This is a genomic window from Leptospira weilii (assembly GCF_006874765.1).
GTDB classification, from domain to species: domain Bacteria; phylum Spirochaetota; class Leptospiria; order Leptospirales; family Leptospiraceae; genus Leptospira; species Leptospira weilii.
Map to the genome: position 1 here is coordinate 3,782,501 of NZ_CP040840.1, position 20,571 is coordinate 3,803,071.

At 41.3% G+C, this 20,571-nt stretch carries 17 protein-coding genes (1 of these 17 running past the window's edge); 5 read left to right on the forward strand and 12 right to left on the reverse strand.

The features are described 5' to 3' along the window. From FHG67_RS18465 to FHG67_RS18480, 4 genes are all read right to left on the reverse strand, one after another. On the reverse strand, positions 1-77 hold the beginning of the coding sequence (locus FHG67_RS18465) for a DUF4139 domain-containing protein (RefSeq protein ID WP_004498931.1). 2,026 nt of this gene lie to the left of the window's left edge; the window shows 77 of its 2,103 coding nt (coding positions 1-77); its start codon is at positions 75-77; its stop codon lies beyond the left edge, outside the window. Between the two features lie 336 nt (positions 78-413). Beyond that, entirely contained in the window at positions 414-2,267 is a 1,854-nt protein-coding gene (locus FHG67_RS18470; protein ID WP_004504054.1) for a chloride channel protein, read from the reverse strand. A gap of 143 nt (positions 2,268-2,410) precedes the next feature. After that, on the reverse strand, positions 2,411-3,190 hold the full coding sequence (locus FHG67_RS18475) for a hypothetical protein (RefSeq protein WP_004497057.1): 780 nt from the start codon (positions 3,188-3,190) through the stop codon (positions 2,411-2,413). After that, positions 3,187-4,101 carry a CPBP family intramembrane glutamic endopeptidase gene (locus FHG67_RS18480; RefSeq protein ID WP_002614424.1) on the reverse strand — a complete coding sequence of 305 codons (915 nt, stop codon included), beginning with the start codon at positions 4,099-4,101 and terminating at the stop codon, positions 3,187-3,189. The genes FHG67_RS18475 and FHG67_RS18480 overlap by 4 nt, the downstream gene beginning before the upstream one ends. A 62-nt stretch (positions 4,102-4,163) precedes the next feature. On the opposite strand from FHG67_RS18480, the gene FHG67_RS18485 reads away from it, so the two are divergent. Further along, on the forward strand, positions 4,164-5,084 hold the full coding sequence (locus tag FHG67_RS18485) for a M23 family metallopeptidase (protein WP_142499876.1): 921 nt from the start codon (positions 4,164-4,166) through the stop codon (positions 5,082-5,084). After that, the gene (locus tag FHG67_RS18490) at positions 5,077-6,156 is read left to right on the forward strand and encodes an NHL repeat-containing protein (protein WP_004504012.1); all 1,080 of its coding nucleotides are present in this window, start codon (positions 5,077-5,079) and stop codon (positions 6,154-6,156) included. Before FHG67_RS18485 ends, FHG67_RS18490 begins: the two co-directional genes overlap by 8 nt. A gap of 11 nt (positions 6,157-6,167) precedes the next feature. Here the strand turns inward: FHG67_RS18490 and FHG67_RS18495 are convergent, their stop codons facing one another. From FHG67_RS18495 to FHG67_RS18520, 6 genes are read right to left on the reverse strand one after another with little or no spacing between them, the layout of a single operon-like run. Next, a complete protein-coding gene (locus FHG67_RS18495; RefSeq protein WP_142499877.1) occupies positions 6,168-7,850 on the reverse strand; it encodes an NADPH-dependent assimilatory sulfite reductase hemoprotein subunit in 1,683 nt (560 codons plus the stop codon). Positions 7,851-7,887: 37 nt separating this feature from the next. Then, positions 7,888-8,496 (reverse strand): precorrin-2 dehydrogenase/sirohydrochlorin ferrochelatase family protein, encoded by a 609-nt coding sequence (locus FHG67_RS18500; RefSeq protein ID WP_002614414.1) that lies wholly within the window; start codon positions 8,494-8,496, stop codon positions 7,888-7,890. Next, positions 8,493-9,329, reverse strand: a complete 837-nt coding sequence (gene cobA / locus FHG67_RS18505; RefSeq protein ID WP_142499878.1) for a uroporphyrinogen-III C-methyltransferase — start codon at positions 9,327-9,329, stop codon at positions 8,493-8,495. The genes FHG67_RS18500 and cobA overlap by 4 nt, the downstream gene beginning before the upstream one ends. A gap of 3 nt (positions 9,330-9,332) precedes the next feature. Continuing rightward, positions 9,333-10,583 carry a sulfate adenylyltransferase subunit 1 gene (locus tag FHG67_RS18510; protein WP_142499879.1) on the reverse strand — a complete coding sequence of 417 codons (1,251 nt, stop codon included), beginning with the start codon at positions 10,581-10,583 and terminating at the stop codon, positions 9,333-9,335. After that, entirely contained in the window at positions 10,583-11,488 is a 906-nt protein-coding gene (gene cysD, locus FHG67_RS18515; protein WP_004497110.1) for a sulfate adenylyltransferase subunit CysD, read from the reverse strand. Before cysD ends, FHG67_RS18510 begins: the two co-directional genes overlap by 1 nt. Positions 11,489-11,496: 8 nt before the next feature. Continuing rightward, a complete protein-coding gene (locus FHG67_RS18520; RefSeq protein WP_004497111.1) occupies positions 11,497-12,234 on the reverse strand; it encodes a phosphoadenylyl-sulfate reductase in 738 nt (245 codons plus the stop codon). Between the two features lie 1,045 nt (positions 12,235-13,279). On the opposite strand from FHG67_RS18520, the gene FHG67_RS18525 reads away from it, so the two are divergent. Both FHG67_RS18525 and FHG67_RS18530 read left to right on the forward strand, forming a co-directional pair. Further along, positions 13,280-14,191 carry a CPBP family glutamic-type intramembrane protease gene (locus FHG67_RS18525; protein WP_004497034.1) on the forward strand — a complete coding sequence of 304 codons (912 nt, stop codon included), beginning with the start codon at positions 13,280-13,282 and terminating at the stop codon, positions 14,189-14,191. Positions 14,192-14,982: 791 nt separating this feature from the next. Next, the gene (locus FHG67_RS18530) at positions 14,983-15,573 is read left to right on the forward strand and encodes a hypothetical protein (protein WP_004498921.1); all 591 of its coding nucleotides are present in this window, start codon (positions 14,983-14,985) and stop codon (positions 15,571-15,573) included. A 1,297-nt stretch (positions 15,574-16,870) separates the two neighbouring features. On the opposite strand, the gene FHG67_RS18535 is transcribed toward FHG67_RS18530, so the two are convergent. Together FHG67_RS18535 and FHG67_RS18550 are read right to left on the reverse strand one after the other, a co-directional pair. After that, positions 16,871-17,998: an alpha/beta hydrolase gene (locus tag FHG67_RS18535; protein ID WP_002633472.1), complete on the reverse strand. Its 1,128-nt coding sequence runs from the start codon at positions 17,996-17,998 to the stop codon at positions 16,871-16,873. Between the two features lie 739 nt (positions 17,999-18,737). After that, on the reverse strand, positions 18,738-20,117 hold the full coding sequence (locus FHG67_RS18550; protein WP_004497070.1) for an OmpA family protein: 1,380 nt from the start codon (positions 20,115-20,117) through the stop codon (positions 18,738-18,740). Positions 20,118-20,239: 122 nt separating this feature from the next. On the opposite strand from FHG67_RS18550, the gene cutA reads away from it, so the two are divergent. Further along, entirely contained in the window at positions 20,240-20,560 is a 321-nt protein-coding gene (cutA, locus tag FHG67_RS18555) for a divalent-cation tolerance protein CutA (RefSeq protein ID WP_002633473.1), read from the forward strand. The last annotated feature ends 11 nt before the right edge of the window (positions 20,561-20,571 follow it).

The window sequence follows — 20,571 nt, forward strand, 5'->3', positions numbered from 1 at the left end:
GTTAAGATTAAAAAAATCAGGATCAGATTTAGAAATAATTTTTTTTCAATTCGCAACGGTAGAATGGGTTGTCGCATACAATTTAAATTTCCAGAAAGCCAGATTTCTTATCCACGAAAAAGAAACATCGATTTCGAATTGGGTCAATCCTTTTCCGAAACGGTTAAGGTAAGTTTCAGCAGAATAAGATCATTAGAATTGTTGAAAAATTAATTCTCTATCTGTTTCTGCTTCATTGAAATGAATGTTTGAAGCCGTTTTGCTAATCCGAATCATGGAATTTTTCAACAACTCTATTGAGAATTTGTTCTGAAAAACTCGGATTACTTTACGAACTGCCATGCAAAAGCCCGCGAGACGTTAAACCGAACTAATACAGCCTAAAGATATATCTTAGTTTTCGGGGCAGAATCCTATGATTTTGCACTTTTAGGGAATGTGTTTTCGAAATATATTTTCATAAGGTCTGCAAAACGAAGATATCCGATAAATTGATTCTCCTCGACAATTGCAACCTTATCCAGATCCCAATCGATCAAGATCTTCAAAAGAGCGGCGAGAGAATCTTCCGGTTTTCCAAACGGCGCCGAAACGTCCGTAACATCTCCAACGGTAATTAAGTTGCTGATGACGTCTCTAGATTCGAGGGTATGTCTTGCTTTTCGAAGAGATAGAATTCCCAGATATCGACCTTCCCCATTGAGAACCACATAGTCGCTCGCTTGAATTTTTAACGCCTCTTCCTCAAGTTCAGAAAGTAAAAAATGATCCCGAGCTACTGCAATCGTTCGCAACCGGTTTTTGCAAGTTTTGACTTGAATCTCTTCCAGAAAGTCTCGGTTCATATCCCAAAAATGAGCGGGAGATTGAAATCTTGTTTCTTTCTGCGCACGATACAAACTCAATCTGTGACTCAGTACAAACGTTAAAATCGAAACTACCATCAAAGGGGGAAGCAACATGTAACTTCCAATCATTTCACAGATCATAATCATCCCCGCGATCGGAGCGCTTGCAACACCCGCGTAAAAGGCTCCCATTCCCACCAAGATAAACGACGTAACGGAAAGATCGGGATAGAAGACAACCTTTGCAAAGGTTCCAACTCCTCCGCCTAACATTCCTCCGATAAAAAGAGAAGGTCCAAACATTCCCGCCGAACCTCCGGTTCCAATGGTAAACGAAGTGGTAAGAATTTTCATTCCTGCTAAGATAAAAAACAACACGACCAACCAAAGCCCCGTACTTTGAAATATCGATGAAAAAATTCCCAATGTTCCGACGGGGTCTTTTCCGTCCAATGCGACTTGAAGTATTCCCGCTCCGGTTCCAATCGTCTCCGGTAAAAAAAGTCCGACGGTTCCCACAAAAATTCCGCCTAATGCAGGTTTTAAGATCGGAGAAATTTTAAGACGCGCAGAAAAGTTCTGCACCTTTCTGAAAATCCGAATGAATATATCACCGCACAAAAAACAAAGAACGCCCAGACCTAAATAAAAAATCAGATCGGTATACCTCAAAAACTCGGCGCCGGTAACTCGATAAACCGTATTAAAACCGTTCAGACCGGAATAAACTAAGTAAGCCGAAACCGAAGAAATAATACAGGGAATCAAAGAATCGCTTTCGATATCTTCCCGATAGATCATTTCCACCGACGTTAATGCGCCTCCCAACGGAGCGTGAAAAATCGCGCCTAAACCTCCTGCCGTTCCGGCAAGTAAAAGTGTTCGTCTGGCTCTTGCTCCCGCTTTCAAAAGAGTAGCCAGTAAGGATCCGAAACCCGCTCCGATTTGTGAGATCGGACCTTCTTTTCCGCCGCTCCCTCCGCTTGCCAGCGTAAAGACCGTCGCGATGGACTTTACGAGTGAAACGACGGGATTCATTCTTCCTTCCTGATTGTGAAAGGAATCGATCATCGCATCCGAACCCGTTCCCCCCGATTCGGGTGAAAAACGGTTTACGATCCAACCTGTAAGTAACCCTCCGATGATTGGAAGAAAAAACACGACCCAAGGTCTATATTCATCCGAAAAAGGAATTCCCCAGTGCAAAGTGTCGCTGGAATCGATGAGAAATTCTCCGGAAGCGTGTGGAAGCGAAAGGCCTGCCGCACGATCCAAAAATAAGTATTCACATACGGCAAGAATTCTTGAAAATAGAAAGGCGCCCAATCCGGAAACGATTCCGGTAAGAATACAATAAAAGTATAAAGATCTTCTGCCGCTGATTCGAAAAATGGGTTGTTTTACTTTTTCCATCTTCATAGCTGCGTCGGCCGCTCTTAGAGAACTTTAAAGTGTCGATCTTATTTTCAGGATCGATATTTTAAAGTTTCTATAACACTTCAAAATCCTACTTTGTCTTGAAACGTGATTTCAAGATATTATAGGCCATTTTCGAATGAGTTCTAATATTTAAAAGTATAAGACAATTCGAACAAACGATTATGAGTCGCGGTATCTTCCACCGAACCCGTCATCCTATACAATCTTGGAATCACAATAGCGGCGATTACAACACCGCCGTATTTGGATTCAAAAACGTTTCCACTAGGACCTTCTTTACCCAGAAGATTGTCCATCATACTCTTTTTATGATTGTTGTTCATCGCGAAATAATATGCGAGCCCTCCGATCAACAAATCCGTAAGAATATAAAAAGAAACCCTTGTAAACGTATCCCCTGAGGTATAAATCGGAGATTTTCGAGAATTGTAAAAAACGGATAACGCAGGGGAAATCAAATTCAATCCTTGAGATACGAAATGGGATTTTTTCTCCGGCTTTTCGATTCTTTCGTCAGGCATGGTTCCGGAAGTCGAGCCGATTCCCGTTGCGTCTTTCTTCTGCAGCTCTTCTTTAAAATAGTCTCGAAACGCTTTTTCCATTCCATATTTCGGAGCTTCGATTCTCATGATGCTCACGTTATCGCGTTTTGCGAATTCTCCCAAATAGATATCGAACGAATATTTGGAATACCAAGGATTCGTATAATGATATTTGAATCCTTTTGTCTTCTTACTGAACTTCACGGAACCTTCCGCAAGTCTGTTCAACGCGGCTGAGATTTTCATATTGTTTTCTTCGATATTTCCCTCGAGTTCCATCACCTCGGACGCGAAAATAGAACGAAACGTTAGGAAAAACGGGATTAAGATAAAAAGAAGTCGCCTGTGACGCCGATTCACTGAAGCTCCCCCCCTTTGATATAAGCGATCAATAACATAATGGAGTTGTAACTAACGTGCGCCGATATGGAATACCAGATATTTCCCGTTCTCAGATAAAAAAGTCCGAAAAACATTCCCACAAAACTGAGCAGAATCGGAACGCTGATGGAAGACTGTTCACCGTAATGCACCAAACCGAAAACAACGGACGTAAAAAGAAGACCGGGTATTTCCAATCCTCTTCCTTGGAATTGTTTCAGACAAAATCCCCGAAAAAAAACTTCCTCCACAATTCCGGTGATCAGACCGACGCTATAAAGAGACCAGAGTAACAAGGACCTGTTTCCTTTCATTTCCTTGAAAAGCGCTTCTTGAAATTCATTCGGAGTTTGTTTACCGAAAATCTTGGTTAGAAAAAAACCGAAAACGATTACAAATAGAAAAACCAAAGCCCCGAGTCCCGCGCCGGTAAACATCGTCTTGAGATCGAAAGAATCGCTAAGATCTGCGTATTCGGCCTTAAAAAATCGAACCAAAATAAAATAAGCGGGAAGAATAAAACAAAGCGCCCAAATGAATCGATCCACGATCAAAAGCCAGGGTTTTTCTTTTACCATCACTTCGATATAGCGCTGATAAATCTGCTTATTATCAGATTGGATTTCTTTCTGAAATTTTTCAGTCGTCTGTTTATAAATCTCCGCTCTCGTGCTCCCGTCCAAATATGGAAAATCGCTAGGAAGTTCTTTGGAAATCAAAACGGTAAGAACGACCGAAGTGGCGATTAAAGGCAGAAGAACATACGTTCCAAGGATCAGAACGAGAAATTGTTGAAACGCGATCACAATCGGTTCGAACGGTTTCTTTTGCGGATTGCCGATATTTTCTTCTAAGGATTCCATTGGATCGGGAGTCTTGGTTACAAGCATTTTTGTCTCTTTTTTTGCGTCATTGTTTTTTTAGAACCGGCCGATTCTACAGGTATAAGACCATGAAATGTTCTTTCAAGTATCCAATCGGACTGGCCACCGTACTTTTAGCCGTTGTTTTTTTTAAAAGTCCGCTCGATTCCCGCCAAAAGCCGGAACTCCTGAAAAACTTAGATTACAACAATCAATCGATAAAACGGCTCAGAGAGGACGTCAAAAACAACCTAAGAATCTCCGTTTCCAATCTCGAACGATCCGAACTCACTTCCCTTGAATTTTATCGATATATCGTAAGGAAAGAAGACAACTTCTTCAAAATCATGGCTCGAACCGGAATGGACATCGACACGATCTCGTCGGTCAATAGTCTTTCATCTCCTTACGACATTTATCCAGGGATGGAGCTTTTGATTCCCAACATGCGCGGAATATACGATTTGGAGGAAAAGGAGAATTCGTCCTCGGTTCAAAGAAAACTTTCTAAGAAATACAACCTCGCGCAGAAGTTCATCTTTTTCGACGAGAGTAAAGGACTTTGGTTTATCCCCGGAAAAGGACTTCCGAAAGAAGAAAGATCTTTCTTTTACGGAATGGCTTTTAATCGTCCTTTGGGTGAGATGGGAATCGTATCCTCCCGTTTTGGAAGAAGAAAAGATCCGTTTACCAGAAAGGAAACCTTCCACGGCGGGTTAGACATCGCCGCCGAAGAAGGAACTCCAGTTTATGCTTCCGCCGACGGAGAGGTTCAATTTTCCGATAAAAAAGGAGGATATGGAAATTTAATCGTTCTGGGTCACAAGCTCGGATACGAAACCTTATACGGACATCTGAGTTCTATTTCCGTACGCCCCGGCGAAAAAGTCAGTAAAGGTCAAAAGATCGGAGAAGTAGGTCAAACCGGAAGAGCGACGGGAAATCATTTGCACTTTGAAGTCAGAAGATTCAATCAAAGACAAAGACCCGTCTTTAGGGATCATGTTTAAAAAAATTTTTCACTTTTTTTCCGTTCTGGTCTTTCTTTCCCTATTCTTTTTGGGTTTTTTATTTCTACGTTCGAATCAAAGTACGGACGAATATCTTTCCGATTCTCCCTTTGATCCCGGAAAAAATAATTTTCTCTTGGAATCGGAATGGATTCATAAGGAAACTTTAAACCAACCTTACGGAATCGCAATCGATACTTCCGGTTTTGTTTATACCGGAACCGCGGATCATAAAATTGTACGAATCCGTACGAACGAAAAGGTAGAAACATTTGCGATTCTCGAGGGAAGGCCTTTGGGAATGGTTTTCGATTCAAATGGAAATCTTTTGGTTTGTGTGGAGGAAGTCGGAATTGTAGAGATCAATAAAGACGGCTCTCAAAGAATTCTAATTTCCAAACTTCCGGACGGTTCCCCGCTTCGATTTCCGCATGGAATCGATATAACTAAAAACGGGAAAATTTATTTCACTGTTTCCAGCCGATCTTATTCTTTCAAAGAATCATTTTTAGAGGAACTTTCCTCCCAATCCGATGGAATGATTTTAACGACGGATAAAAACCTTGGTTCATTAGTAATTCTGAATGAAAGTTTGTTTTATCCCACGGGAATCGCGCTATCGTCCAACGAACAATTCCTACTCGTATCGGAACCGTTTCGTCATAGGATTTCTTCCATTCCATTGTCGGGCCAGAAAAAAGGTGTGGAAAAATTTTTTCTCACGAACATCCCGGGGCTTCCGGCTTTAATTACCGGAAATTCCGGTTCTTTTTGGATTGGAATTCCTTATTTTAGAAACGAGGTTTTGGATAGGATCCAGAAGTATCCCGAAATTAAAAATCTATTGATGGGCCTACCGAATTTTCTTTTTGCCAGAAACACACCCAGAGGTTTGATATTCGGGTTAAACGATTTCGGAGATATTACCGCTAATTATCAGGACTTTTCGGACTCTTCTGTTACGGGGATTACGGCAGTTTTAAAACACGCGGGAAATATTTATCTCGTTTCTTCGACCATCGGCAAAATCGCAAAAATGAAACCGATAGTCGAAGAAATTCAATTTTTCTAATATTAGGATCCTTACATGGACCCTAATACCTCTCTGAATCTTTCGAGAGGGAATCTATTTACAAAATCTCCGAATTTCTCATCGGAATCCCCTTCTTCTTTCCAGAGTACGAAAGCTTTTTCCAACTGAGCCGGGATATCCGCAAGAGGAACTTTCTTCGCGACATACTCGCCGACCTTGGTTCCTTCGGAATCCGCCCCGAAAAACAATGAGTATTTGCCTCCGGCTTGCTGACCTACGATTCCCACTTCCGCGGAATAAGGTCTCGCGCATCCGTTCGGACATCCGGTCATACGAACCACGGGAGCCCTATCACTGAGACCGAGCTTATCCAAAATTTTTTGAATTCCATTCAGAACCTCGGGAAAAGAACGTTCCGATTCCGTCAACGCAAGCGCGCAGGTAGGAAGCGCCGGACAAGCAAGCGCGCGATCGAAAAGCGGAGAAGGACTTTCCCAAGGTACATTCAATTCTTTTAATCTTGCTTCGATCTTTTCGCGATCGGATTTTTGAACTCCGAGAAGAATCAAGTCCTGATCCGCGGTGATCTGAACGCCGAGTTTGTAGTTTCCGATGATTTCTTTCAAAGCGGACTTCAGCGGTTTTCCGGGGAAATTTTTGATTCTTCCCGCAAGAGTATGGAACCCGAGAGACAGAGTTCCGTCTTCTCGTTCGTGCCATCCCAAGTAGGATGGAGTGCTCCAACTTGGAAGCGTCTTATTCGTATCGAGTTGTACTTGGGAACGGGATTCGACTTCGGTTCTAAACCATTCCACGCCTTTTTCCGCGAGAACGTATTTCAAACGAGCGTGTTTTCGGTTGGTTCTATCTCCGAAATCTCTGTGAGCGGTTACGATCGCTTCCGCAACGGAAATCAAAGCGCTTTCCGGAATCCAACCGAGCAAACTTGCGGCGCGCGCGAACGTTTCCGGTTTGTTGTGAGTCATTCCGAAACCGCCGCCCGCAAATACGAAGTAGCCGTCGATCTTTCCGTCCGCGGATAACGTCGCCGCAAAGCCCATGTCGTTTGCGTAGATGTCCACGGTGTTGTTTCCCGCAAGAGTTACGGCGATCTTAAACTTTCTAGGAAGATACGTTTTTCCGTAGATCGGATCTTCTTCGTCTTTGTTGAGCTGTTTGTCGCCTAACCATACTTCGGCGTAAGCGTTCGTCTTGTATTTAAAATGATCGGATAAAAGTTGAGCGACTCCGTCCAACAGCTGAAGTTCTTTTTTACCGAGAGGATTCACCGCTTGCGTCACGTTACGCACAACGTCCCCGCACGCTCCCATGCTGGAGAGATTCACTTCGTGAATCGCTTTCATCACGTCGCGGAGATGGAAAATTCTCAGCGTATGAAGCTGAACCGATTGTCTCGTCGTTAAACGAATCGCTCCGCCTCCGAATTTATCTCCCAGCTCGTCCCAAACCAAGTATTGCTCGGAAGTCAATCTTCCTCCGGGAATTCTTCCCCGAATCATAAAGCTGGTGGGAGCTTCGATATCGTTTCCGTTTTCGTCTTTTTTACGGTCTCTGTCTTTCTGCTGATAGAGCCCGTGGAATTTAAGTAATTGTTTCTCGTCTTCCTCGTAGGAATCGATGTTTTGGTCTATACCTTCGGCGATTTTTCCTCTTAGATTTTTAGAGTTCAACTTAATCTCTTCTACGGGTGATAGTTCTTTTGTTTCTGACATGGCTTGGATCTTTTCCTTTTTCGGGTTTATGATTTCGTTATATACGTTTTTGTTCCGCGGGGATTTTGAAATAATCTTCTTTGAGAGTCTGCAACAACTCTTTCAGAACCTTTTTTCTTTTTTCGGGATCGGGGAGAATCGATTTCAATTCTTTTCTAAGGCGCATCAACTCCTGCAGTTCCTCTTCGTGTTCGTCCGGAATGAGTTCTTCCAATGTCGTTTTAACGACGCTCGACAAACCCGCAAAATTTCCTTCCGTGGAAATCGCGACACGCACCGGTCCGCGATCCAACACGGCCGCGGAATAAAAATCGCAGTTGGAAGGATCGTCCGCACAGTTGATCCAAATTTTCCAAGAATGCGCATAGTCGCCGAGGCTTCGATTTAAATCGGAATCGTTCGTCGCGGAAAAAACCAAGGCCTTTCCTTGAAGATCGGAAAATTCCACGGATCTGTATTCCACTTTGATCTCCGGATGTTTTTCCAAAATCTGCGCGACTTCGCGGCAAGTTTCTAAAGCGATCAATGTGATCTTCGCGCCCGCTTCCAAAAGATGAGGCAGTTTTTCGAGAGCGACCTTACCGCCGCCGATCAACAGAACATTCTTATTTTCTAAATTAAGAAATGCTGGATATTTGCGGCTCATTCTTCTTCGCCTCCCCGCGTCTCGGAGAAAGTCTGTTGAAACCGGGTTTCTCCTAAAACTTGAGAGAACGCCGAAACCGATCTTTTGTTTTCCAAAAATCGAATTACTTTCCCGATATAGATGATGCCGGGACCTTTCGTCTTTTTTTCAAAGTAAGAATCCGCCGCCTCTTGGAGCGTGCAGGTTTGAACGTTGCAGTTTTCCAAGGACGCGTTCTCCACAAGTGCGACCGGTAACGAAGGATCGCTTCCGTGTTGCAAAAGAAGAGTTGCGATTTTCGGAAGAGAGGTCGTTCCCATAAAGAGTGCGATCGTTCCTTTGAACTTGGCGAACCAAGTCCAATCGGTTTCTTCGTTCAGAACGGTATGTCCGTCCATGATCAAAACCTGACGGGACAAACCTCTGTGTGTCAAAGGAAAACCCGCAAAGGAAGAGCCCGCATTCAAGGAACTTACGCCGGGAACGATCTCGTATTCAATATTATGATTGAGTAATGTGATTAATTCTTCGCCGCCTCTTCCGAAAACGAAAGGATCTCCGCCTTTCAGACGAACCACATTCTTCCCTTGCAAAGCGTAGGAAAGAAGAAGTTCGTTGATTTCCTCTTGAGTCGCGGAATGGGCGCCGGAACGTTTTCCCACGTAATGAACAACCGCGAACTTGGGAAAAATTTCCAGAAACGAAGGATCCAAAAGCGCGTCATACAAAATGACTTCCGCTTTGGTAAGAATCCGATACGCACGCAAAGTGAGATCCTCCGGATTTCCCGGTCCGGCTCCGACAAGATAAACCTTGCCGGGTTGAAGATCTTTATTCGTATCGACGTTTAACACGGATTAGGCTCCGACTCCGGTGATCATTCCCGCGCCGACGGTGGAATTGGTTCCTTCGTCGACGAGGATAAAACTTCCGGTGGAACGATTGATTCTATATTCGTCGAAACTTACGGGCTTTGCAGTGCGAATTTTGATTTTTCCCATTTCGTTTAACGCAAGTCCGGAAGAAGCGTCTTGTTTTTCGTGAGTGTCGGGCGCGACTTTGAATTCGATTTCTTTTACGACCGCTTTTACCGAGTTTGTGGTTTGGCGAAGAAGATATTTATTTCCGGATAATAACGCCTTGGAATCCATCCAACAGATGTTCGCTTCCAAATCCTGAGAAACGACCGGTCGGTTGTCGGACTGAACGATCATATCGCCTCGGGAAATATCGATCTCGTCTTTCAGACGGATCGTGACGGACATAGGAGGAAACGCTTCTTCCACTTCTCCGTCGAACGTGTCGATGGCTTCTATCGTGCTCGTAAACCCGCTCGGAAGAACCGTGATAAAATCGCCTTTTCTGAAAATTCCGCTGCGGACCTGACCTGCATATCCTCTGTAATCGTGATGTTCGTCGGAAAGAGGACGGATCACATATTGAACCGGAAAACGCGCGTCTTCGATGTTCTCGTCGCTTTCGATATAAACTTCTTCGAGATGATTGAGAAGTGTGCGACCGTCATACCAGGAAAGATTTTCGGACTTATCGACGACGTTGTCTCCGTTGAGCGCGCTGATCGGAATAAATTCAATATCCTTAATGTCCAATCGGAAAGCGAAGTTCAGATATTCCGCTTTGATTTCCTCGTAACGCGCTTGGGAAAATTCCACGAGGTCCATCTTGTTGATACAAACCACGAGGTGAGGAATCCGAAGCATCGAAGCGATGTAAGAATGGCGATACGTTTGTTCGATCACGCCTTTTCTTGCGTCGATCAGAATGATCGCGAGGTTCGAGTTAGACGCGCCCGTAACCATATTGCGAGTGTACTGAACGTGACCCGGAGCGTCTGCGATGATGAACTTTCGTTTTGGTGTGGAAAAATACTTATAAGCGACGTCGATCGTAATTCCTTGTTCTCTTTCGGCTTTGAGACCGTCGGTAAGAAGAGCCAGGTTGATCTGACCGTTGTTTCCGCGCGCGGTTTTTTCGATCGCTTCGAGTTGGTCCTCAAAAATCGATTTGCTATCGTAGAGAAGTCTTCCGATCAAAGTGGACTTACCGTCGTCCACGCTTCCCGCAGTAATAAAACGCAATAAATCCATCAGAAGTATCCTCCTCTCTTTCTGTCTTCCATAGCCGCTTCGGAACGTTTGTCGTCGAGTCTGGAACCTCGTTCGGTGGTCCGAGTGGTTTGGATTTCGAGGATGATGTCGTCGATGTTATCCGCTTGCGAATCCACGGCCGCCGTGCAAGTCATATCGCCCACGGTGCGGAAACGAACCACTTTGTCTTCAACGCGGTCGTTCGAATCGATGGTGATAAACTTGGATACGGGAAAGAGAAGATTCTCGCGATAGATCACTTGTCGTTTATGAGAAAAATATAAGGAAGGGAGCGCGATGTTTTCCTTGCGGATGTATTCCCAAACGTCCAGCTCGGTCCAGTTGGAAATCGGAAAAACGCGTACATTCTCCCCCGGACCGATTTTACCGTTATAAATATTCCAAAGCTCGGGTCTTTGCAGTTTCGGATCCCATTGACCGAACTCGTCGCGAACGGAAAAAACGCGTTCTTTCGCTCTGGCCTTTTCTTCGTCGCGGCGCGCGCCACCGATACAAGCGTCGAATTTGAATTCGGCGATCGTATCCAAAAGGGTCACGGTTTGAATTCCGTTTCTGCTCGGGAACTTTCCTTTTTCTTCGACCGCTTTGCCTTGATCGATGGAATCTTGAACGTAACGAACGATCAGCTTCTCGCCGATCTTAGAAGCGAGTTCGTCTCTGAAATCAAGGGCTTCCTGAAAGTTATGACCGGTATCGATGTGAACGAGAGGGAACGGAAACTTCCCCGGACGAAACGCTTTCAACGCGAGATGCACTAGCGTAATCGAATCTTTTCCTCCGGAAAAAAGAAGAGCAGGTCTTTCAAACTGAGAAGCGGTTTCCCGAAGAATATAAATCGATTCCGCTTCGAGTTGTTCGAGATGTGTAAGTCTGGATCTATTCATAGTTGAATTCATATTGCTCTTTTAGGTCCGGATTTCTGACGGACCAACTTGCCGTCGACGACGTGAAGTCCGCATTCTTGGTTGGATTCTTCCCACCACCATCTTCCGGAGCGGATGTCTTCTCCAGGCTGAACCGCTCTTGTGCAAGGAGCGCATCCGATCGAAGGAAATCCTTTTTTGTGTAATACGTTCACCGGAATCCGATACGTATCGATAAAGTCCTGCGTGCGTTCCAACGACCAATCGAGAATCGGATGATATTTTAAAATATTACGCGAAGAATCGAGTTCGACTTTCGTCAAAGAATGTCTGGAATCCGATTGTTCCGACCGAATTCCGGTGATCCAAAGTTTTGTTCCGACAAGAGCACGATTCAGAGGCTCGACCTTTCGGATATAACAACATTCTTTTCTATTATCCACCGAATCGTAAAAGCTGTCGGGCCCTTTCGTATTGATGAGAGTTTGAACCGCGATCGTGTCGGGAAAATACGTTTCGATTTTTTTGTTATAACTTGCGTTTGTCAGTTTGTGAAGGTCGTAGGTTTCGTTGAACAGACGACCCGTATCCAAAGTAAAAACTCTGATTTTCAGATTTCGGGAGAATATAACGTGAGTGATGACTTGGTCCTCAAGACCCAAACTCGTGGAGAAGGCCGCAGTTTCTCCATACTCGTTGCTAATCCATTCTAAAGCGTCTTCCAGGCTCAAAGGCGCAAGTTTTTGTTCCAGCTCTTGCGGATTCATGTTCGTGTTAATCTAAGTCTTGAATGGGAGGCTCACGCATCCAGCTTGATTTTATAATTGATCCAAGAAATAGCCCAGATTTAAGAAAAAATAAGACTATCTATTTACCAAAGTTTTATATATTGGATTTTTTGTAAACTATATTTGATATAAGGTATTGTTAAACGCAATTTTCTCAATCTTACTGGAAATTCTATGGATTAAAGAGAAATTTTTAAGATTTTTCTCCATGATATTTTCCCAACAGGTCTTGATCCACTTGATAGCGTTGTCACTTTAAATTTTCACACTCAATTTCGGATTTTTGTAAAATCATTCAATTCTCTTCCACAATCCCAAACTGCTTTGTTGATTACTCATCTCTACAAAATAGAGTGCCCAAAATTCTGCGTTTAACGCGAGATTTATACTCAAATGAACGGTATTTTATAAGAATCAGTAGAAACCCGCTTTTGCTTTTAGTATTGTTTCAGGTTTTTTTACGGAGCCTTTAATTGAAACATTTTCTGTAAACTCATCGGAACTAGTCCCAACAATTTTTAAGAACCCTATAAGACGAATCAGTTACAATCATTCCGCAAGTATGATTCCCACAGATCACGTCCCTTGAATAGTTTATGGGTTTCGAAACAGTCTTTTCGTTGTTAAATTCTTATAGTAGTTTCCACATTCTAAGGCATTAAGAAAAGGCCTGAGCATTATTTTTGGTTTTAATTACGAGCTCCTTATTACGGAAAGCTCTCGTTAGAAATTCGGAGATCGTATTTTATAATGGTTCGCTTAGATCCGTCGCAAACTTAGGGCACTTTTTTAGGATCAATACTAAAGCGTAACTTAGAAGTATTTTATAATGTTCTTAATCAATACAAAGACATGACAATACTTTAGTAACAGGTAAATAAAGGTTAAAAACCTACTTAAAAGCAAAATTCACTGCAAAATCTTTTTTTATTTTCACATTCTTAAGATCGAAATTAAATTTTCTGATCCGTTTTTTATCGAAAGTATTGGAAATTTTATCCTTTTAACTTGAATTGGTTTTTAAATGGAAATCGTATCGATCTTAAAAGGATTTTTTAGAAAAAATTCCAAAATCTATACTCTATTATTCGGTTTTTATGGGAGCCTATTTTTAATCCTATTCTTGAACGAAGAATTCGGATTTGCTCTTCTCACTTCGAAGGATTTTAAACTAAAAGCGACTAGTACATTCATACTATATGGAATTCTAATATTTCTGTTTTATTATCATCTTCCTAAAAAGAGAAAAATTCGATTCCGTAAAGGAAAAATAATCAGTTTCCTTTTCGTATTTTGGATTAGTTTGATTGTTTTAAATCTATCCGACTTTCCCTATGAAAAATTCCTATTCTATCTTCCAAGAGAATGGATCTTTTGGACCTGGAAGATTATTAAACAATTCACGCATACTCTTCCCTTGTTAGTTTTTCCTCTATTATACGACTTTTATAGATACAAAACGAATCCTGTTCCATTTGAAAAAAGAAGAAGTCCTTCTTATTATCCGATTTTAATTCTCGCTGTGATAATCTCTGCAATCGGTTCCTTTATTCCAGGTTTTAAAGAATTTTATCCGAGGGTTCCAATTACAAACGAACGGCTATTGTATCATGCGACTTGGTTTACGACTCTCATTTTTGAAATCGTATATCTTTATACTTTTTATTTTACGGAATTCTTTTTTAGAAAATTTTTAATTCGATATTTAAGCGTCGTAGGCCGTTATCACGCAGTAGGAATGGCGGCTTTAATTTATGGCATGGTTCACTTTCAAAAACCGAGAGGAGAAATTCTAAGTTCTTTTTTCGGAGGATTGTTAATGGGGGCTTTGAGCATTAGAACTCATTCGATTCGAGGCGGGCTTTACGCACATATCGCACTCGCAGCCGGTATGGAGTTTTTTACCGGGATCTATATTTGGGATAAATTATTTTGATTTTTAGAGTCTCCTAAATTTATCAGAACTTATTTTAAATACTGGTTACTCATTTAAAGCATAACCTTTATGTATGTAAAAATTTATTCTAAAAACTATCACACAAAATTTTCCAAACATGTTATCGGCAAGGTTAAGATCAAAGCAAAAGCTCGACTAACTCGAAACTTGGAAAAATCAAAATTGTTACTACTGATCCTATAAAATAGAATACCGTTAATTTAAGCACAAATCCCATAGACACAAAATTTTAGACACTCTATTCTGTAGGGATGACTACTAATCTCTATATAATAGAGCGCCGTTAATTTAAGCACAAATCCCACGTTTAGACGTAGAATTTTGGGCACTCTATTCTGTAGGGATGAGTAATCTAATAAGTCAGCAAAAGATCAAAAGTAAGTCTCAATACATAAGAGAATCATAATAAATAAGCATTCTATCTTGATAAGGAGAAGGCGCTTATCTCTACAGCATAAGTACCCAAAATCAAGATAAAAAAAGAAACTACTCCAAGAAAAAGTACAATTTGAAGTAGCAATATGCTCATGTAGAAAAACCAATTGAGTAATATCCCTTCCCCGGATCAATACTTTTGGTTCAAGAGTTCAATCTATATTAAAAGACAGGAATTTAATAAACTCAGCATTCTAAGAGGAATTCTTTTCAGAATTTTTCATCTTTCCGCTTTCAAATCACTCAAAAGCTTTTCGAACCGAATTCCGATCTTTTTTTAAACTCTTGAAAGTAAAGAATTGCAAAATTTATCTCTTCAAGAATTATTATTTACCATGCAACTGAGCACAGTTTTTTCAGATTTTATTTTAAGTTTTGTCTCTATCTTTGTCGCGATTCAAATTAAAAATATAACCTCTTATTCGAAAGCCGTTGGTTTTTTAGGATTTATTGCGATAGGAATCTCCGCCGGATTAGGAGCAATTCACTTTTTGGGAATCGAGATTCTAGACCCGATCTATCGTTTTTCGGTAGGGTTTGCCTCTTTTGTCGGAGTACCTTTAATTGGTACCGGCTTCTTCCATATCGGGATCAAAAAATTGGAAAAGAATTTTATTTATCCGATTACGGGAGTTTTCATTTTTCTTTATATAATTTTCGGTTATATTTTTCTTTTCCCACTTTTATCCACTGCCTTGGGTGGAGTTGCAATGATTACGGCGATTCTTGTTTGTATTCGTAAAAATTCGGGAGAGACAAAAATTCCAGCTCTTTATGGAATTTTGGGAGCGATTCTTTTCATCCTCGCAGGACTTGTGATAGGAACAACAGGTTCCAGAGGGCCTATTTTAAACGTGGATATTTTTCATATCGTTCTCGCCGTCGCCGTCTACTCTTTGAGCGTCTCCCTCAAAAGATTAAGCTAATAGTCGCCGTTGAAACATTAGAACACTATAATACTCCTAAAAAACTCTTTTTACCGATTAATTTAAGAACCTGCCCCAAAAGAAACTCAATCGCATCTCACTTCTTAAGGGGCGTTCGATGGGGATAGAACCCAGAACTCGCCCTATCTCTCGCGACCCTTCCGGAGCGAGATTTGAGTTTAAAAAGCGTTCTGTTAAGAGTCATCAGCTTGATCTTTCCGACAAAGCAGAAAACTCAATGCGTCGCTCTCTAACATAACGTGAGTTCGGTATAACAAATGCGAAAGCGATTCTATGTTTCGACCTGAATGCCGATCCATAGAGAGGCATTCGCTGAGTTTAGGGAGAAACATTGAGTTAAAGCGCAGTCGCGAGCGATTCGCCCAAACTTTCTTACGCCGAACTCACGTTAAATAATATTATCATAGTATTCTTCTCATGCGTCCGAGTAGTAAGAAGACTTTTGGGATAATAAGGATCAAAAACTGATATTTTTCAAGTATTCCGACAAGAATGAAACTTTTTACTTGAAAAAAATATGATTTTCTGATAGAGAAAAATCTTCCGAACCTTTCCATCTCCACCCAAAAATAAGGGGAAACTCAGGCACAACGCTTCCTAAGGGGCGCGTTGTGGGAACTAAGTTTCACAGAAGATTTGGTCGGAATTCCGACAGATTTATCTTCGGATCCAAGTACTTGTGGGGTTGGTTATGGCGCTCTAAGGATCACTTTCGCGGGTTTTGGGACGCGCCGTAAGATGACTCGTAGTCTTTCAAAATTCTTAGGAAGTAAAAATTTATTTCAAAGACTATTTACGGAGATACAACGAAAATTCAAGATAAAATGAATCCGATCGAATCTATCTTGAACTTTGAACTTGTCCCAAAACTTCAGAATGCAGAAACTTCAACAAGAGTCTTCCAACAACAAAGTTTGTTTAAAAGCTCTTAACCTATCCGGTAAGATTAATCTGTGAAAATTACTACGCTTTGTTCCGGATTTACTGATTTCTTTTAAAGTTTTAGAACAAGTTTTTTATACAATTTGCTAAAGTATTTTTGGCGCGACCCGATTCCTATCAAAGGGAAAAATATTTCCTATAAAAAAAGAAAGATAAGTCGGGGTAACATATGTTCGAACGACATTATTTCATAAACTCCAAATCGAACCAAATCCATACCCTCACAAAATAATAGTTTTTTATTTTAGAATATTCTAAATTTATTTCATACAAAAAATAAGTTGTTTGATCCCTATGCGACGCCGTACCTATCGGTACGGCGTTGGTTAAAAAACTAGAAAAGGGAAAGAAAAAGAGACGGCTTGGAAAACGGAGCGCCGTGAACGGCTTCAGCATCGGAGACCGTAATCGCATGCGATCCAGCTTTGAGATATTGCGCAAGTCCCTCAGTTTCCGATTGGTTGAAAAATACGCCTTTGTCCAACCACACGACTTTGAGATTAAAACCGTTCCATATATTTGGAGAAACGGACAACCTCGAAACAGCATTTGTCGTTTGTCCGGAAGGATCCAAACCTACGATATTGGCTGCGGCCGTGTACGGCTCCAAATTACTCATAACTTCCAATTGAGCCGGAGTTGGAGCACCCGTTACCGGAACCCCGTTTACCGCGAATTTTGTATTGATGTAAAAATCGTCCGGTGTCTCTACAAAAAAGCCCGTTATAACCTGAGGAGGAAAAGGTTGCGTTTCCACCACTTTTTCCGTCTTAAAACTCCAAACAAAACCTTTTGCAGAATTCGGGTCAGTTATAGGAGCATCCGCACCGAACCAAGGTAAAGCCGAAGGAATATCACTTGCGATCAGGATTGTATTTTCGATACCAAATGCATCCAAAAGGCTGGAACCGCCATCCCGAAACCTACTCTGAATCATCTGAATGACAAGGCCACCGATACTATGTCCAACGATGGTCGTAATCTTCCTTTTTTCCGTACCAACCATTTGGTTCAGCAAAGCACGGAGTGCATCTCCGTAATTTCCAACACTCAATTGACTCACATTGGCCGGAGCAGGCGCAGTCCCGCGAGTCATGGTACTAGCGCCATGTCCTGGAAGATCCATAATATAAACGTGAGTCGCTTTTCCCTGATTGATCAATTCTTTGGCTAACGGTTCAAAGAAGGCGCTATTGTCTCCGAAACCGTGAACAAATAAAACCGTCTTCCCATTGATAATGATCGGTCCTCCGCTTGGCTTGCGGTAATGAACGACATTGATCTTATAATAAGTGGTTTCAAGCACATTGAAACCGCGGCCTACCAAATTGTACGTGAGAATTTCCCTTTCATAAGCGGCGCTAATGGAATTTACGCCGGATAAAAAAACTAGAAAACTTACGACCAGAACAATTCTTCTAGATCGACTTTGAATTTTCTGAATACCCAATCCAATCTTCATGGAATAGTTTCTCCTTACACTTTTTTTGAAGAAAAAAACTCTACTCTAACAATTTCCTTTTTTGTTTGAGTTATCGGAAAAATCATTTTGCGATCTATTTGTAAAGCAAATTTTGCACCACTTAAAACATAAAATTGACTCTTTATTATAAATAGATCATGATTTAGTGTCAAAAATATCTTATTGAACTTAAAAGAGGTATTTAAAATAAAATAAATAGATTTTGAAATTATTTTAGAATCTAAAAAGCGGCCTTTTCTCCTAACTTGGAATGTGGTTTGATGCAAAAGTTCATATCAAAAAAACGACAGAAAAACGAGGGAATGAAAAGTATAAGGAGAAATGGAGGCGAGCGAAGCAAACCAAGAGGCTTCGCTATTTCGGCGCAAACTTCGTCGATAGGTTCTAATTTATTTGTAAATGTTCTAGCGAATTTAACTTCTTTTTTGTCACTTTTACCGTTATATCGGTGTTTGGCGGTCGGTCATCGCCTTTCCGAACTTAAAGCCTGTTCCAAAACCTGAAGAAATCAATCAGTAAGTTCGTAATAAAAGGCAGGGCGCGGCATGACAGATAACGACGAAAGTTTACCGACGTCGCCCTGAAAGTTTATAACGCGCTTTCAAAGAGTCTTTTCGGTGTTAAATGCGTATATGGGAGTTCCCGCCACTCCGTAGAATTTTCACTTTTCGAATCAGCTCCTAATTCAGGGTTAGATCAATCAGTTCGGATTTTAAAACTATTCCATCACGATGGTAATATCAACCCGACGGTTTTTTTGTCTACCCTGGGCTGTAGAGTTATCGGCGATCGGTTTTGATTTTCCATATCCTTCATAAGACATTCTTTTTTCTTCCAAACCTTGTTCGTCTCTAAGTTCTTTTAAGACGGAAAGAGCGCGTTCTCTGGAAAGTTTTCGATTGTATTCGTCCCCGCCCGAGTTATCGGTATGACCGCTAATCCTGATCTCCCTGTCCCCATATTTTTTCAATACGGATGCGATTCTTTTTAATTCGAGTTTCGCCTCATCTTTGAGTTGGGAACTATTGTAATCGAACAACACCGAGTTTAACGAAATCGCGATTCCTTCCTCTGTTCTTCGAATTTCAACCGGGGGGCCGGAAGATTTCATCGTTTCCTGTTTAGCTTTATTCTCCTCTTCTTCTGGCCATGAAAGAGTTTCTCTCGGAGGATTTTTAGAGTTTTTTTTCGAATCAGATCCCGATTCGATTCCGGTAGGAAGCTCTCCGCCCAAAATTTTACGGACTTCCTCAGCGAACTTATCTTTATCGCTATCCGTAAGCTTTACATTTTTATTATATACTCCATGGATGTCGAATGACATTTCCTGAGCCGTTCCATTTGCGTAAATGAAAGTATAAGTCAACTGAACTCTTTTATATTGAGGAAGACCAAGTTCGCGATTGAAAAAAACCATACCTCTTGCAAACCCGTAGATTTTAAAAGGAATTCCCTCTTGTCCCATTTGAGAATCGTAATATAACGTATAGTTGTATTCAATCCGATCGCCTTTATCGGAAAGATTCTGAAATTCCCATTCGTCGACGCCGTGATACTTATACTTTGCAAGAACCGTAATCATTACTCTTCCGCCCGGAAATTGAAAACTTTCCGTAGCAGGTTGAGTCCATTCGTCTCCGACAGAAACCGGCTTTTCGGAAAAACTTGGAAGAGAACGTAGGTTCGGCATACTATATTCTTGTGGAACCTTGTATTGCCCTAAATCCGTAATTTGAAATCTGCTTTTAAACGTTTTATCTTTGCGAAATGCGGAGTCGACTTCCGGAAAACGACTGTAAGTATCGAAGAACCCGTCTAACAAACATGTTTTCATTTCGCAAGAGAGAGTCTGTAAAAGAATTCGATTTTTATCCTCTCTTTTGATCGTTCTTCCTTGGCTTATCAGACGAACGTTATGATATTCGTTTAACTCAACGTTCTCTCCCGGAGTCAACCTCCAACGAAAAAGAAATTTTTCCGGTTCTTCCGAAAAAAGAGAATTAAAGTTTATAAACATTAAAATAACGCAAAATGCAATTTTAAGAAATCCCTGACCCGTAGTTTGAGATTTCAAGTTTTGATCCAAAAGTGTCCCCATAGTTATAGTTTCGTAAAATTTCACTAAAACATAAGGAAAGTATAAAAAACTTTCCGAAAAAATACGATCTGGACGAAATTTAAAATTAGAATTCTTACTTGTTTACCTTTAAGGAGAATGAAATGGAAGCTAGACTCGTTTACGTCACAGTCGGCAACGAAAAGGAAGCTATTAAAATTGGAAAGACCGTCGTAAAGGAAAGATTAGCCGCGTGTGCGAACATTCTTCCGAAGATAAAGTCAATTTATCATTGGGAAAAAAAGTTGGTTGAAGACAACGAAGCCGTTCTTATCCTAAAAACAAAAAGCGAACTCATGACAGAACTTACCCTAAGGATCAAATCCTTACACAGTTACTCCGTACCTTGTGTGGTTAGTCTTCCTTTATTGGAAGGAAATCGGGAATATTTTTCATGGATTTTCAGCGAGGTTATTGCCGAATAAAATATATTCAA

Coding starts and splice junctions, on each gene's coding strand:
- FHG67_RS18470 (WP_004504054.1), bottom strand. CDS start 2,267: ATGAAGATGGAAAAAGTAAAACAACCCATTTTTCGAATCAGCGGCAGA.
- FHG67_RS18480 (WP_002614424.1), bottom strand. CDS start 4,101: ATGCTTGTAACCAAGACTCCCGATCCAATGGAATCCTTAGAAGAAAAT.
- FHG67_RS18485 (WP_142499876.1), top strand. CDS start 4,164: ATGAAATGTTCTTTCAAGTATCCAATCGGACTGGCCACCGTACTTTTA.
- FHG67_RS18490 (WP_004504012.1), top strand. CDS start 5,077: ATGTTTAAAAAAATTTTTCACTTTTTTTCCGTTCTGGTCTTTCTTTCC.
- FHG67_RS18495 (WP_142499877.1), bottom strand. CDS start 7,850: ATGTCAGAAACAAAAGAACTATCACCCGTAGAAGAGATTAAGTTGAAC.
- FHG67_RS18500 (WP_002614414.1), bottom strand. CDS start 8,496: ATGAGCCGCAAATATCCAGCATTTCTTAATTTAGAAAATAAGAATGTT.
- FHG67_RS18510 (WP_142499879.1), bottom strand. CDS start 10,583: ATGGATTTATTGCGTTTTATTACTGCGGGAAGCGTGGACGACGGTAAG.
- cysD (WP_004497110.1), bottom strand. CDS start 11,488: ATGAATAGATCCAGACTTACACATCTCGAACAACTCGAAGCGGAATCG.
- FHG67_RS18520 (WP_004497111.1), bottom strand. CDS start 12,234: ATGAATCCGCAAGAGCTGGAACAAAAACTTGCGCCTTTGAGCCTGGAA.
- FHG67_RS18525 (WP_004497034.1), top strand. CDS start 13,280: ATGGAAATCGTATCGATCTTAAAAGGATTTTTTAGAAAAAATTCCAAA.
- FHG67_RS18530 (WP_004498921.1), top strand. CDS start 14,983: ATGCAACTGAGCACAGTTTTTTCAGATTTTATTTTAAGTTTTGTCTCT.
- FHG67_RS18535 (WP_002633472.1), bottom strand. CDS start 17,998: ATGAAGATTGGATTGGGTATTCAGAAAATTCAAAGTCGATCTAGAAGA.
- FHG67_RS18550 (WP_004497070.1), bottom strand. CDS start 20,117: ATGGGGACACTTTTGGATCAAAACTTGAAATCTCAAACTACGGGTCAG.
- cutA (WP_002633473.1), top strand. CDS start 20,240: ATGGAAGCTAGACTCGTTTACGTCACAGTCGGCAACGAAAAGGAAGCT.